Source organism: Lysinibacillus sp. BNK-21 (assembly GCF_048684915.1).
GTDB classification, from domain to species: Bacteria; Bacillota; Bacilli; order Bacillales_A; family Planococcaceae; genus Lysinibacillus; species Lysinibacillus capsici.
In genome coordinates this window covers 238,313-251,766 of sequence record NZ_JBLQTS010000001.1, presented here as the reverse complement: position 1 = coordinate 251,766, position 13,454 = coordinate 238,313, and the positions used below count along the sequence as shown (strand labels likewise).

General features: G+C 36.8%; 11 protein-coding genes. 5 read left to right on the top strand and 6 right to left on the bottom strand.

Going from position 1 to position 13,454, the window contains the following annotated elements:
* Positions 1 to 24 precede the first annotated feature (24 nt).
* From ACMGGO_RS01270 to ACMGGO_RS01260, 3 genes are all read right to left on the bottom strand, one after another.
* A complete protein-coding gene (locus tag ACMGGO_RS01270) occupies positions 25 to 2,385 on the bottom strand; it encodes a bifunctional 2',3'-cyclic-nucleotide 2'-phosphodiesterase/3'-nucleotidase (protein ID WP_112116763.1) in 2,361 nt (786 codons plus the stop codon).
* A 303-nt stretch (positions 2,386 to 2,688) separates the two neighbouring features.
* Positions 2,689 to 3,315, bottom strand: a complete 627-nt coding sequence (locus ACMGGO_RS01265) for an FMN-dependent NADH-azoreductase (protein ID WP_004231976.1) — start codon at positions 3,313 to 3,315, stop codon at positions 2,689 to 2,691.
* 178 nt (positions 3,316 to 3,493) lie between these two features.
* A complete protein-coding gene (locus tag ACMGGO_RS01260; protein ID WP_112116765.1) occupies positions 3,494 to 4,201 on the bottom strand; it encodes a DsbA family oxidoreductase in 708 nt (235 codons plus the stop codon).
* A 125-nt stretch (positions 4,202 to 4,326) separates the two neighbouring features.
* Here ACMGGO_RS01260 and ACMGGO_RS01255 point away from each other — a divergent pair, with 125 nt between their 5' ends.
* Positions 4,327 to 5,706, top strand: a complete 1,380-nt coding sequence (locus ACMGGO_RS01255; RefSeq protein WP_066038018.1) for an FAD-dependent oxidoreductase — start codon at positions 4,327 to 4,329, stop codon at positions 5,704 to 5,706.
* 41 nt (positions 5,707 to 5,747) lie between these two features.
* Here the strand turns inward: ACMGGO_RS01255 and ACMGGO_RS01250 are convergent, their stop codons facing one another.
* Positions 5,748 to 6,674 (bottom strand): manganese-dependent inorganic pyrophosphatase, encoded by a 927-nt coding sequence (locus ACMGGO_RS01250; protein WP_054549605.1) that lies wholly within the window; start codon positions 6,672 to 6,674, stop codon positions 5,748 to 5,750.
* A 452-nt stretch (positions 6,675 to 7,126) separates the two neighbouring features.
* Here ACMGGO_RS01250 and ACMGGO_RS01245 point away from each other — a divergent pair, with 452 nt between their 5' ends.
* Positions 7,127 to 7,930, top strand: a complete 804-nt coding sequence (locus ACMGGO_RS01245; protein WP_259950583.1) for a GNAT family N-acetyltransferase — start codon at positions 7,127 to 7,129, stop codon at positions 7,928 to 7,930.
* A 109-nt stretch (positions 7,931 to 8,039) separates the two neighbouring features.
* On the opposite strand, the gene ACMGGO_RS01240 is transcribed toward ACMGGO_RS01245, so the two are convergent.
* Positions 8,040 to 8,906 (bottom strand): MurR/RpiR family transcriptional regulator, encoded by an 867-nt coding sequence (locus tag ACMGGO_RS01240; protein WP_103118902.1) that lies wholly within the window; start codon positions 8,904 to 8,906, stop codon positions 8,040 to 8,042.
* A 316-nt stretch (positions 8,907 to 9,222) separates the two neighbouring features.
* Positions 9,223 to 10,452 carry an MFS transporter gene (locus ACMGGO_RS01235; RefSeq protein ID WP_115673157.1) on the bottom strand — a complete coding sequence of 410 codons (1,230 nt, stop codon included), beginning with the start codon at positions 10,450 to 10,452 and terminating at the stop codon, positions 9,223 to 9,225.
* Between the two features lie 204 nt (positions 10,453 to 10,656).
* Between ACMGGO_RS01235 and thrC the strand changes: the two genes are divergently transcribed.
* The 3 genes from thrC (at position 10,657) to ACMGGO_RS01220 (ending at position 13,406) form a co-directional block, all read left to right on the top strand.
* Positions 10,657 to 11,709 carry a threonine synthase gene (gene thrC / locus ACMGGO_RS01230; RefSeq protein ID WP_004231969.1) on the top strand — a complete coding sequence of 351 codons (1,053 nt, stop codon included), beginning with the start codon at positions 10,657 to 10,659 and terminating at the stop codon, positions 11,707 to 11,709.
* The gene (thrB, locus tag ACMGGO_RS01225) at positions 11,706 to 12,620 is read left to right on the top strand and encodes a homoserine kinase (protein WP_420281522.1); all 915 of its coding nucleotides are present in this window, start codon (positions 11,706 to 11,708) and stop codon (positions 12,618 to 12,620) included. The genes thrC and thrB overlap by 4 nt, the downstream gene beginning before the upstream one ends.
* A gap of 99 nt (positions 12,621 to 12,719) precedes the next feature.
* A complete protein-coding gene (locus ACMGGO_RS01220; RefSeq protein ID WP_269897935.1) occupies positions 12,720 to 13,406 on the top strand; it encodes an MtnX-like HAD-IB family phosphatase in 687 nt (228 codons plus the stop codon).
* Positions 13,407 to 13,454 lie beyond the last annotated feature (48 nt).

Below are 13,454 nucleotides of genomic sequence, written 5' to 3'. Positions count from 1 at the left end.
CGTTACTCTCCTTTTCCTATTCTTTTATTTAATTAAATATTTAGCAAATCCAGCTTCTGTATCTTCTAAATATTCAATACCACTACCTGCTGGTATGAACTTTTGTGCATCTTTTGCAGATAGGTAGATAACCTTTGTATTGGCTGGGAACGGTACAAATGACCAGTTATTATCCGCAGCTGGGTTAATTGTTTTATTCGCCATAATATAATCTACAACAGCTTGTCGATTTTCATAAGCATAGTTAGTTATATTAGAGCCTTCTGCATTTTTAAATGTCGCCCCATATGATCCACCAACACGATAATTGTTTGTAATGATGATGAATTCTTGTTTTAAATCGATTGGTTTACCATTATATTGTACATTCTTAATACGATTTGCCTTTTCATCAGTAAGATTACCGCGGCGGTCATATTTTGCTGGCGATGTGACATCAATTTGATATGTTAAGCCATCTAACACATCAAAGTTATAAGAACGTGCTTCTGCATCGATAATATTTTGCTCTTCTGTTTTAGTCGGATCAATTGTTGCGAAAATACCAGCAGCCATCTCTAACCACTCGATTGCTTGTGCGCCTGTCACTTTAATCGTAGCAACAGTATTGTCATAATGATAAATGTCGGCCATATTTTTAATAGCAAGCGGTCCTACAGGAATATTTGTATAATCTAATGGATTATTACGTGATCCTGCTTTGAAAGGTGCTCCTGCTGAAAGAATTGGTGTCTTTTCATCAGCCGTACCCTTTAGCTCTTGTTCGATAAACCATTTTTGAGCTTGTGTTACGATTTGAATGGATGGATCATCTTGCACCATTGAAAAATAACTATGGATTGGTGCAGTTGTTTCTCCAACAGGCTGACGGATATACGTTAATGTGCCATCATGTGCCTCTTTAATAGCCTCTAAAACCGTTGTGGATGGTTGTAAACCTTCTTGCTTGATCGATTGCAATGAACCTTTACCATCTACCACTACCCACTCAGATCCTTGTTGTTCTAGTTTTAAATCAATTACACCAAGATGACTACCATAGCTACCTGCCATAACAGTAGGAACACCATGAATTGTACCCTTTTCTTGGTCAACATCTTTCAAATCCTTATAGTCACCAGGGAATGTTAAATGAGAGTGTCCTGTAATTAAAGCATCAATACCATCAATTTCTGCTAATTGGTAACCAACATTTTCAGCACCCTTCACATAAGTATCTTCACCGATACCTGAATGTGACAGAACGACAATCACGTCTGCTCCAGCCTTTTGCATTTCTGGTACTACCTCTTTCACAGCTTCGACTGGCTCTTGCATTTCAACTTTACCTGCTAAATGAATGGCATCCCATTCAACAATTTTCGTTGGAACAATCCCTGTTACACCAACTTTAAGTGTATGTTTTTTACCTGAACTGTCTACCACTTCTTTATCAAGAATGACATAAGGTGTAAACATACGTTCTTTTGTTTTTGCATCATAGGTATTAGCATTTACGACTGGATACTTTGCATCGTTTAATACTTCATCTAAAAAGTCTAGACCATAATTAAATTCATGATTTCCTAAAGTTCCACCATCGTATTTCAATGCATTAAGTGCAGCAATAGCTGGATGAACTTCACCTGGCTTTAAAACACTTTCTAATGCTTTATATGAGCCAAGTGGTGTGCCTTGAATTAAATCACCATTATCAAATAGTAATGTGTTTGGATTTTTAGCTCTTGCTTGCTCAATTAGTGTTGCTGTATTAGCTAACCCAAGCTCTGATGATGGAGCATCTAAATAGTAATTGTAATTAGCTAAATTGGTATGAATATCTGTTGTCCCTAAAATCTGAAGATCAACTGATACACCAGTTGAAGGTGCTTTGTATTCTGCTACAAAGCGCTCCACAATACTCTCCATCTGTTCCTTTGTCACATAGTCACGAGGACGAATAGTATTATCCTCAAATGCTTGTAAAATGTTTGCTGCAACAGCATTCGCTAAATCTTGTTTATATGCCGTTGCAATTTGATCTGCATCCTTAAATTGCTCTAAAACTTTGAGGGAAGCGTTTTCACTAACAAGTCCACGAGCAGAGATAACAAATGCTTGCTGACGTGTTAATTTGTCATCTGGGCCAAATGTCGTTGCTGTTTTCCCTTTAATAAGTTTTAATTGAACAGCTTTTTCTACATAAGGTGCTAAATCCTTAGAGACATCGTTAAAGGCAAGCGAAGAGCCGTCACCCATCTCTACATCTAAATTTTCTACTAATTCTTTTACATAATCTGCGCGTGTTACATCATTGGAAGCAGCATCAGCAGAAATTCCAAATGGTATAAACGCGAAAAGGACTAGTAACGTCGCCAAGAAATTAGTTATTAATTTCTTATTCATACAACAACCTCCTTAATAATCTAGTATTTTCCTACAAATTCTATTATATTAAAACCATTCTAATTTTTACTGAATATATAGTCCTAATTATATGTATTTTTAAAAGAATGGTTAATTACTTTCCCTCCAAATCATAGATTTCTACTATTCTTTATTTTTCTATTAAATAGGATGTTAGTAAATGTAAATTCAAAATAATTAGTTACTGTCAATATGTCCGACCTCCATACCACACCATACATCTGTTAACAAAATAAAAAAAGTCCTCCCAAAATTGAGAGGACTTTTAATAAAAAATAATTTTTATGCATTCACAGTTTGTAGTGATTGAGCAACCTTTTTCACTTCTTCTAGGCCATTTGCAATAATTTCTTGCGCTTTATCTGGTGAAGCATTGTGACCTTCAATAATCACTTCTTCAATAACTTTCATCCCGAATACGCCACCTACTACATTTTTAATGTAGTTTACTGACATTTCCATTGGTTGAGCTTCAGGTGATGAATAGTAGCCACCACGAGCATTTAAAATAATCGCTTTTTTGTCAGTCATTAAGCTAATTAATTGACCATTTTCGCCATATTTGAATGTGAATCCTGCTTGGTATACATAGTCAATAAATGTTTGTAAAGGTGCTGGAATTGTTAAGTTCCATAGTGGGAATGCAAATACAACTAAATCAGCAGCAGTTAATGCATCCATTGCTTTTTGTTTTGCAGCTAATAGACGTGATTCAATGTCTGTTAACTCTCCACCATTTTGTACTTTACCAAAAGCATTGAAAAGATCTTGGCCAAAATAAGGCATATCTTCTGCAAATACATCAAAAGTTGTTACGTTGGCACCTTGTACATTTTCCATGAAAGTATCATACATTTTTGTTGAAATACCGTCTGGACGGTTGTTAGCTTTTACTACTAAAACGTTCATTATATAAAATCTCCCTTAAATTTCAAAATCTAATATCTCGAATTCAAGATATGTGTTTATCTTAAAAAATTTCATCTAAAATGTCAATGCTACTTGCCTCAGACTTTTGACTGAAATATTCTATCTTTCATCCATTCTAACAAGAGGAGTTGAAAGCCTTACTCCTCTCTCTAGTAAGCTAAAATTTACAGTTATCGTCAGTACAAATACCCGCATCACCTGTGCCAGCCATCTTTAGCGATGGTTGTAAGCCCTCTTCTTCAGCAACTTTACGCAATGTATCCTCAAATACCTCCTGCGGTTGTGCACCTGAAATACCATATTTACGGTTTAAGACAAAGAACGGTACCCCTCGTACACCAAGCTGGAGACCTTCTTGAATATCCGCTTCTACCTCATTTTTATAAACATCATCAGCAAGAACCTTTGCAACTTCTTCACGCTCTAGGCCCACTTTCTCAGCTATCTCTAATAAAACATCATCTTGACCGATACGCTTTCCTTCAATAAAATGACTGTGTAAAAGTGACTCCACTAGAGCTGTAACATCTCCCTGTTGTTCAGCCCATTTTACAAGCCGATGTGCTTTTAGCGTATTCTCTTCCATCAAATTGCTAAAATCGTAGTTTAGCCCTACTTCTTTCGCACGCTCTGTTACACCCACTGTCATTTCCTTTGCCTTCTCTAAGGACATTCCATATTTCTTTGCCAATGATTCATAGACAGTACTATGCGAATCTATTGGAGTAGTTGGATCTAGTTGGTAGCTTTTATAGACAAGCTCCACCTGCCCCGAATAGCCAGTATCCTCAATCGCTTTCTCTAATTGTTTTTTACCAATATAACAAAATGGGCATACATAGTCAGACCAAATTTCAATTTTCATTTCATACTCACTCCTTTTGCTACATTGTAGCGATAGTTGAAATCACAAGGCAATTTTAATGCCTCACTGCATAAATTTTCAAGTTCTTCTACATACTGAATACAAAAACAATGTGAGGTTTCTATATGACACAATCTCTTTGGCTTGCTACAACTGAGTCTGTCTCTTTATCTTCTCTTACTTCCTCAACAACATGCGATGTATGTATAATCGGTGGTGGCTTAACTGGTTTATATACTGCCTATACTTTAGCAAAAGCAGGTGTGGATGTAGTTCTTCTCGAAGCAAATACCCATTTTGGTCACGGTACGACAGGGCATTCAACAGGAAAATTAACAGCCCAACATAGCATTGTCTATGCAAATCTTTTAGAAAAATTATCTTTAGAAGAGGCACAGCTTTATTATCAACTGAATCAACAAGCCATTGATAAAGCTAGACAAATACTCCCACCAGACAGGGTTCGTTCGGTGGATTCACTGTTATACTGTCAAACAAAAGAAGGCTATGCACAATTATTAAAAGAATGGAATGCCTATAAGGTTTTAAACATTAAGTCTAACCTTACCTCTGACACAGAGCTCCCATTCCCTATTACAAAAGCTTTATGTATGACACAACAAGCACAAATAAATCCTGTTGAAGTAAGTAATTTTCTTGCGAAAGAGGCGCAGAAGATGGGCGCAAAGCTTTATGCAAATACCCGTGTTCAGCAATTAAACATACCACAGAATAACTTATATACCGAAAAAAATATGTCGGTTCAATATAATAAACTTATTTTATGTTCACATTATCCCATTGAAGCATTTAAAGGGCTTAAACTTTTTAAATTATCCAATAGTCGCTCCTATATGGTTGCTAGTAAAACCTCTGAGACTATGCAAGGTCAATATTTATCAGTTGATTTTCCTTCCCGTTCGATACGGACTGCCACGATCAATCAGGAAAATTATTTAGTCTTAGGAGGGGCGAATCATATCGCTGGCGAGACCGTTCATACTGAGCCATATTATGAGGCCATTTCCAATGAAATGAAGGAGCATTTTGAACAACAGCCACTTTATCGATGGTCAGCCCAGGATATAGAAACACCTGATATTGTCCCTTATGTTGGGAGAATTACAAACTCCTTACCTAACGTATTAATTGCCACTGGCTATCGAAAATGGGGAATCTCCAATTCCTTTGTCGCAGGTGATATCTTATCGTCTCTTTTAACAGGCTCAAAGATTGAAGAAGGTGCTATCGCTCTTTATTCACCATCACGTACTAAATTCGGTGCCCAATTCATGCAAATGCTGAAAGTAGGAGGCTTTGTTGCCAAGGAATATATAGCTGGGTATATGAGGAATGCCACTGCTCCAACCTGTACTCATTTAGGCTGCAAAACAAAATGGAATGAAGCTGATGAAACATGGGATTGTCCTTGCCATGGTTCTCGTTTTAACGCTAAGGGTGAGGTGCTTGAAGGCCCTGCTGTACAGCCATTAAAACTTGATTAAAAAAAAGAGGCTGTCTAAATAGACAACCTCTTTTGTATTTTTTATTTTAGAGCTTCTGTTAATACTGGAACAATTTGTTTCTTACGAGAAACAACACCTGGTAATACAACACGGTTATTGATAAGATCAGCACCGAATCCTTTTGCTGCTGCTTCTGCTACTTGCCCTATTGCAACTGCTGTTGAATCATTATTTAAAATGTCAGTCACAACGAAGAAGAATAGATCTAAGCCATTTTCTGCAACATTTTTATTGAGTAGGATTTCTAACTCCTCTTGACGATTAAGAACATCATTAACATCAACTGCATTAACTTGAGCTACAACAGATTTGTACTCACCAAATTGGAACTCTTTTGCATCTAATGATAATAAATCTTCTAATGATTTATCAGATAAATCAGCACCTGCTTTTAGCATTGCTAAGCCATACTCTGCAATTTCCACACCAGCAATTTTTGCTAGCTCTTCACCAGCTTTTACATCTTGCTCTGTGCAAGTCGGTGATTTGAATAATAATGTATCTGAAACAATTGCAGATAACATTAAACCAGCAATGTTCGCAGGAATGTCTAAACCGTTTTCGCTAAAAATTTTCTTAAGAATAGTAGCCGTACAGCCTACTGGTTCTGCACGATAATATAGTGGATCAGCTGTTTGGAAGTTGGCGATGCGGTGGTGATCAATTACCTCTGCAATTTGCACTTCCTCAATACCGTCAGCCGATTGTTGGAATTCATTGTGGTCTACTAGAATAACTTTGTCCGCTTCACCAACTACAGAAGAGATTAAACGAGGCGCTTCAAAGCCAAATTTATCTAATGCAAATTGAGTTTCATTATTAACATCTCCAAGACGTACCGCCTCAGCTTCTTCACCAATTTGCTGTTTTAAATAGGCATATACAATTGCAGACGTGATTGTGTCTGTATCTGGGTTTTTATGTCCAAAAACTAATACTTTACTCATTGAATTAATTCCTCCTAAAATGGCACTTACATTTATATTTTATTTTATCATACCTTATAGCCTGACAAGTGATAAAGTGAAACTTTGGAACAATTTCGCCTCAGCGTATTTGCCATTGACCTTCACTCTCGAAATAACATACAGGCTTAATTGCGGTTAACCTGTATTATGCAAATATAATGATAGCGCTCTAAATACATACTTTTCAAATAAGATATCTATATTATAACTAGCTTAAGTTGCTATGTATACTTTTAATAGGTCTAATTACTTCTATAAAATTCTCTATTTTTACCAACCTATTTTTAACATTCAATAGTAAAAATGCCTCTTTTTTATAAAATAATTAGTTTATATAGATATTTAGTTGGGTTTTCATATTTAAGTCATCATAATTTTATGCTATCATCAGGTAGTCTATATTTTTGGATATTCAGGAAATGGGGATTACGATGACGAAGAAGATAGAAAAAAAGTACATTCCTTTAGCTAACTATTTTGATGTAGCTTTACAACAAGAAATTACTTTATCCTTTGGTGAATTAGAAAACATTATGGGACAAGCATTACCGAACGCTGCCTACTTAAATAAAAGCTGGTGGAAAAAAACTAAGCCCCCTCTCTCACATTATTTATCATGGACAAATGCAGGCTATTATGTCATTGATGTTAAACTAGGTTCTAGTGTATCTTTCTCACGTACGCAAATGAAGTCTACCGAAAACAACACTTCTAATAGTGAGGAGAATTCATCTGCATACATAATACGAGGAATTGAAGCATCTGATGCTAGATCATTCATTCATTTACAAGAGGAGATTTTTCAAGAAACTGACTTCATGTATAATGTTCAAAACGAGCTAGATCTCACTGTCCAACAACTTCGTAAAAATTTAACCTATTGGAAGCAATTAAAAAACCGTACTATACTACTTTGTGTACTAAACGGAATTTTTGCGGGTTATGCGGTTATTCATGGATATAAACAATCAAAAGCTAGACATGTTGCCTCTATTCGTTTAGCTGTGAAAGAAGAGTATCAGCAAAAAGGTATTGGCTCCGCACTGATGAAAGCTGTTGAAAGTTGGTCTAAACAACATGATATTTCCCGTTTAGAGTTATCTGTTATGGAGCATAACAATGTAGCTTTACACCTCTTTACAAAGCTAGGATTTCATCAGGAGGGCATTCGAAAAAATGCCATTAAATTAAATGATACTTATATTAATGAATATAACTTGAGTAAAATTCTATAATTCACTTTTCCTAGATGTCTAAATACTATTTGGACATCTTTTTATATAGAAAATTTCAAAAAAATACGCATAGATAGTGTGTTTCAACAACTATCTATGCGTATTTACATTAAAATACCTGCTTTTCTCTAATAGCATCTAAGAATAATACATTACTTTCTACTTGCTCATACAATTGCTGATATTTATCATAGTGGTCTTTATCCTGGCTTATCATTTCCTCTATCAACGCATGCAAAAATGAAATCAAGACTGGGGCAATGTCTAGAGAAGAATGATTCTTGGTACCGAGGGTAAATAATGCACTGGCATATTCTCGAATAGGCGAAAATGCAGAACCTGTAATGGCAATAATTTTCACTTTCTTTACCTTTGCAATTTCAACAATCGTTTTAATATCCACAATCTGTTTATCAAAAGATAGTACAATTAAAGTCGTATGTTCGCCCATACTGTTTATTTGATTCACTAAATCATCTGAGTCTAAACGAAGCTGCTTAATATTAGCACGAAGTGTTTTCAATGTATTAGATAGCCAATTTGCAACAGATGCATTGTGACGAGTACCTAGAATATAGATATTGTCTGCTTCATGCATCCATTTTGAGCATTTTTGGATCTGCTGATCGTTAATCAAATGAATTGTTTCTTGAATATTTTGGCTATCTCGTTGCATCACCTTACCAAAGCTAGAATTAGTCAGCTTCTTAGCAGTATATGTAGGCTGTAGATTTGCACCTACATCTTGAGACATTATAAAGCCTCTAACTTGCTCTTGTAGTTCTACATACCCTGACAAATCCATAGCATAACAAAATCGAATCACGGTTGATTCACTTACATTAGCCAATCTGCCAACCTCTGCTGCTCCATTAGCAATTACTGTTGTGGGATTATCCATTACAAATTGTGCTACTTTACGCTGGCCCTTTGACAGCCTTACAAACCTTTTCTTTATATCTTCATGAATACTCATTCCTAACAACCTTTCTTTCAATGACCTTATCACGAACGGGAGATTGTTTCCTACTGACTCAAAATTCGATTAAAAATACAGTATCACGATTACAATTTGAATACAATGACTTTTCTGAAAAATCTTCATCGCATTAACCTGCTAATAAAACAATTTGATTTACTCTTTAACCATTTTATATTGATTTGTCATTTTAACAAATAAATCAGTAAAATCGAATAAAAATTAATAAAAGCTAATTTTTATGTATTATTTAAGCGAAATCAGACAAAAACGTCCTGGATCAATTCTTTGATCCAGGACATTCTATTTCATACTATTCTAATTCAAGCTGCTTCGTTTCCTTACCAAGGAAGATGACCCCTACAACACCGATAATAATCGCTCCACAGAAAATGGCAAAGATAAAACCTATATCATAGCCTGCCGTTAATAAAAACCCAACGAGCAACGGCCCAAAAATACCACCAATTCGTCCAACCGCTGCTGCCATACCAGCACCTGTTCCACGTATAACCGATGGGTATTGTTCGGGTGTATAAGCATATAATGCTCCCCAAGCCCCCAAGTTAAAGAAAGATAAAAGCATCCCTGAAGTTAGCAATACGGCTAAAGTATCTGCATTTCCAAAAATATAAGCACTCGCTGCAGTACCAATTAGATAGGAAACAAGGACAAATTTACGCCCAAACTTTTCTATAAACCAAGCGGCTGTAAAGTAACCTGGTAATTGAGCTAAAGTCATGATCAAAACATATTTAAAGCTTGTAATCATGTCAAAGCCCTTCCCTACCATCACACTTGGCAACCATAAAAACATGCCATAATACGAAAATACAACCGTAAACCATAATAGCCACAGCATAAATGTAGAACGAGCATACTTTTTTGACCAAACCTCTTTCATATTTTGACCAATGCTCCGTTTTTTCGCTTCTTCCTTCACCGTAAATTGAGGTGAATCTGGCAAATGCCAACGAAGATAAATAGCATAAAACGCTGGAAGTGCTGTTAGTATAAGGGCTACTCGCCATCCCCATGTGGGAATAACAAAATACGAAATAAGTGCCGCTATTAACCAACCTGCTGCCCAAAAGCTTTCAAGTAATACAACCACACGACCTCTTTCTTTGGCAGCCACACTTTCAGATACAAGTGTTGAAGCTACAGGCAATTCTCCTCCTAGCCCCATCCCTACTAAAAACCGTAAAATTAAAAATGCAGTTAATGTTGTTGTAAAAGCGGATAAACCACTTGCAATAGAAAAAAGGACAAGTGTCCACATAAATATTTGCTTGCGACCTACTTTATCAGCAAACACACCAAAAAAGAGAGCTCCTACAGCCATCCCGATAGAATTTATACTACCAATCCAACCAGATTGACTTGGTGATAGTCCCCACTCAGCGGCCAATGCTGCAATGACAAAGGATAATATACCAACGTCCATTGCATCGAAGAGCCACCCAACCCCCGCTACACCCAATAACTTATTTCTGGAAATGGATTGCTGAGGTTTCTTTGTTACTACTGTATTTATTGTCATTCTAACCACCTGTCTTTACACATGACTTTACATTACAAGATTACTATACAGTTGTTTCAAGAAAGTGACAAGTACTATTCAAATTACCGAATTGTTTCGACAATTAATGAAATGGTATTGAAATAATAGTGCTATTTGCGTTAAAATGTCTTTTATACAAAAACAACTGTTCTTTCTATAAGAACAAAAGGAGATCGTTACGTTATGTGGAAAGGCCTTATTGAAGAATATAAACAATTTTTACCCGTAACTGAAAATACACCTGCTTTAACTTTAAACGAAGGCAATACGCCTCTTATACATTTAGTGAACTTATCTAAGAAACTAGGCATTGAGCTTTACGGAAAAATTGAGGGTGCAAATCCAACTGGCTCATTTAAAGACCGAGGAATGGTATTTGCTGTTGCAAAAGCTATCGAGGATGGAAGTCAATGCGTTATTTGCGCATCTACAGGAAACACTTCCGCTGCTGCGGCTGCCTATGCAACTCGTGCAGGCATCCAATCAATCGTTGTTATTCCAAAAGGTAAAGTTGCTCTTGGAAAGCTAGCACAGGCAACAATGTATGGGGCAAAGATCATTGAAATTGATGGAAACTTTGATGATGCACTCAATATCGTTCGCCAAGTAAGTGAAACGACACCAGTTGCACTTGTTAACTCTGTAAACCCATACCGTATCGAAGGTCAAAAAACGGCTTCGTTTGAAATCGTAGATGCCTTAGGTTCAGCACCTGATTATTTGTGTATTCCAGTTGGGAACGCAGGTAATATTACTGCATATTGGAAAGGGTTTAAAGAATATCACGCTGCAAAAAATTGTGGTCTACCAAAAATGTATGGCTTTGAAGCTGAAGGTGCTGCAGCAATCGTTAAAGGTGAGCCGATTGCTAATCCTGAGACTGTAGCAACTGCCATTCGTATTGGAAATCCTGCGAGCTGGACATTGGCAGAAGCTGCTCGAGATGAATCTGGTGGTATCATTGATTCTGTTACAGATGAAGAAATTGTAGCAGCCTACAAATTAATCGCAAGTACAGAAGGCATTTTTGTTGAGCCTGGCTCTGCTGCTTCTTTAGCTGGTGTTATGAAATCTGTTGCAAATGGAAAAATCCCTCAAGGCGCCAAAGTTGTAACAATCTTTACAGGGAATGGCCTGAAAGATCCTGATACAGCCATGAATGTATCCACTGTAGAGGTCGTATCCCTTAAAAACGATGAAGAAGAAATTCGTGCATATATTGAGGGTGTACTATGAGTAAAATGTGGCAAATCTCAGTTCCTGGAAGCACAGCCAACTTAGGTCCAGGCTTTGATTCAATAGGACTTGGCTTGTCTCTTTACTTACAGCTTTCTGTTACGTCGCAACAACAATGGGAAATTATTCATCTTGATGATAATGGTCCTAAAGAGTTTGAGCTTGAAGAACACTTACTATACGTCATTGCTAAAAAAACTGCAGATCTATATGGTCAACAGCTACCGGCTTGTCGTGTGGAGATGGCTAGTGAACTTCCATTGGCACGTGGACTTGGCAGCAGTGCAGCAGTTATTGTTGCAGGTATTGAGCTTGCTAACCAAGTCTGCGAGCTGGAATTAACAATTCAAGATAAACTCAATCTATCTTCACAAATTGAAGGACATCCAGATAACGCAACTGCTTCAGTTTTAGGAGGATTAACGATTTCTTCGATGGATGACAATGGCATAGTCGATACATTCCACATCAATGATATCGATGCCTCCTTTGTGGTATATGTACCAGATGTTGAATTAAAAACAAGCGAATCCCGTTCTGTTTTACCAGAGCAATTTAACCGTTCCTATGCTGTTCATGCCTCAGCAAATGCAAATATGTTAGCCGCTTCTTTAATGGCGCGAGATTTTGAACGTGCTGGGCGTTATATGGAGGAAGATTTATTCCATGAACCGTTTCGTGCAAAGCTAATTCCTGCTTATGAAGAAATTCGTATGGCTGCAAAATCGAACGGTGCATATGGTACTGCTCTAAGTGGCGCTGGACCAACAATGATTTCTATTATTCCTTCTGCTATTGCCTCTGACTTCGTTGAATTAATGAAAAAGCAATTCCCAGAGCATCAAATTATTTTAACAAATGCTGATGAACATGGTGTACAAGTCAATGAATGTGTGAAACGTCTACTTTAATAGTAGGCGTTTTTTCTTGAAAGCAAGATTGGATAAAACTAATATTATAGAAGTATAGAATTAAACTTTTTATACGCGCTTTCCTAAGGAGGAATTATTTTGAAACCCATTATATTCTGTGATTTCGATGGCACGATAACAGAAACAGATAACATCTTTTCACTTATGACTGAATTTGTACCAGAAGAATCTGAGAAAATTGCTCAAGCGATGATGGAACAAACCATTTCATTTAAAGATGGGCTATCAGCAATGTTTCATCTACTTTCTACTCATCAAAAAGATGAAGTCATTCAATACCTGATGGAGTCGGCAGTCATACGTGAGGGATTTGGTGATTTTGCCCGCTTTGCTCAAAACAACGATATTCCATTTTATATTGTAAGTGGCGGAGTTGATTTTTTCATCGAGCCTTTAGTTGAAAAATTTGGCCCCTTTTCAGGCATTTACTGTAATAGGGCAGATTTCTCTGGTAAACAAATAGAATTGATCTACCCAAATAGCTGCGATGAGGAATGCGCTAAATACAACACACAAGGATGCGGCTGCTGTAAACCAAGCGTGATGCGGAAGGTTGCCAAGGAGGATCATTATAAAATTGTAATTGGTGATTCTCTATCAGATTTTGAGGCAGCTAAACTAGCAGATATTGTTTTAGCTAGAGATCATCTTATCCAACGCTGTGAAGAGCTTCATGTTCCATATAGACCTTTTACCACATTTCATGATTGTCTAAAAATAGTACAAGAGCTAGTGGAGTCAAAAAAAGCTGTTGTTACACGCTAATAGAAAAAAGAAAAAGGAGCCACTTTTACAAAGATGTCTCCCTTTTCC

Excerpts from the sequence above, each read along its gene's own strand:
- thrC (WP_004231969.1), top strand. The coding sequence starts at position 10,657 with ATGTGGAAAGGCCTTATTGAAGAATATAAACAATTTTTACCCGTAACT.
- ACMGGO_RS01255 (WP_066038018.1), top strand. The coding sequence starts at position 4,327 with ATGACACAATCTCTTTGGCTTGCTACAACTGAGTCTGTCTCTTTATCT.
- ACMGGO_RS01250 (WP_054549605.1), bottom strand. The coding sequence starts at position 6,674 with ATGAGTAAAGTATTAGTTTTTGGACATAAAAACCCAGATACAGACACA.
- ACMGGO_RS01245 (WP_259950583.1), top strand. The coding sequence starts at position 7,127 with ATGACGAAGAAGATAGAAAAAAAGTACATTCCTTTAGCTAACTATTTT.
- ACMGGO_RS01270 (WP_112116763.1), bottom strand. The coding sequence starts at position 2,385 with ATGAATAAGAAATTAATAACTAATTTCTTGGCGACGTTACTAGTCCTT.
- ACMGGO_RS01240 (WP_103118902.1), bottom strand. The coding sequence starts at position 8,906 with ATGAGTATTCATGAAGATATAAAGAAAAGGTTTGTAAGGCTGTCAAAG.
- ACMGGO_RS01260 (WP_112116765.1), bottom strand. The coding sequence starts at position 4,201 with ATGAAAATTGAAATTTGGTCTGACTATGTATGCCCATTTTGTTATATT.
- ACMGGO_RS01235 (WP_115673157.1), bottom strand. The coding sequence starts at position 10,452 with ATGACAATAAATACAGTAGTAACAAAGAAACCTCAGCAATCCATTTCC.
- ACMGGO_RS01265 (WP_004231976.1), bottom strand. The coding sequence starts at position 3,315 with ATGAACGTTTTAGTAGTAAAAGCTAACAACCGTCCAGACGGTATTTCA.
- thrB (WP_420281522.1), top strand. The coding sequence starts at position 11,706 with ATGAGTAAAATGTGGCAAATCTCAGTTCCTGGAAGCACAGCCAACTTA.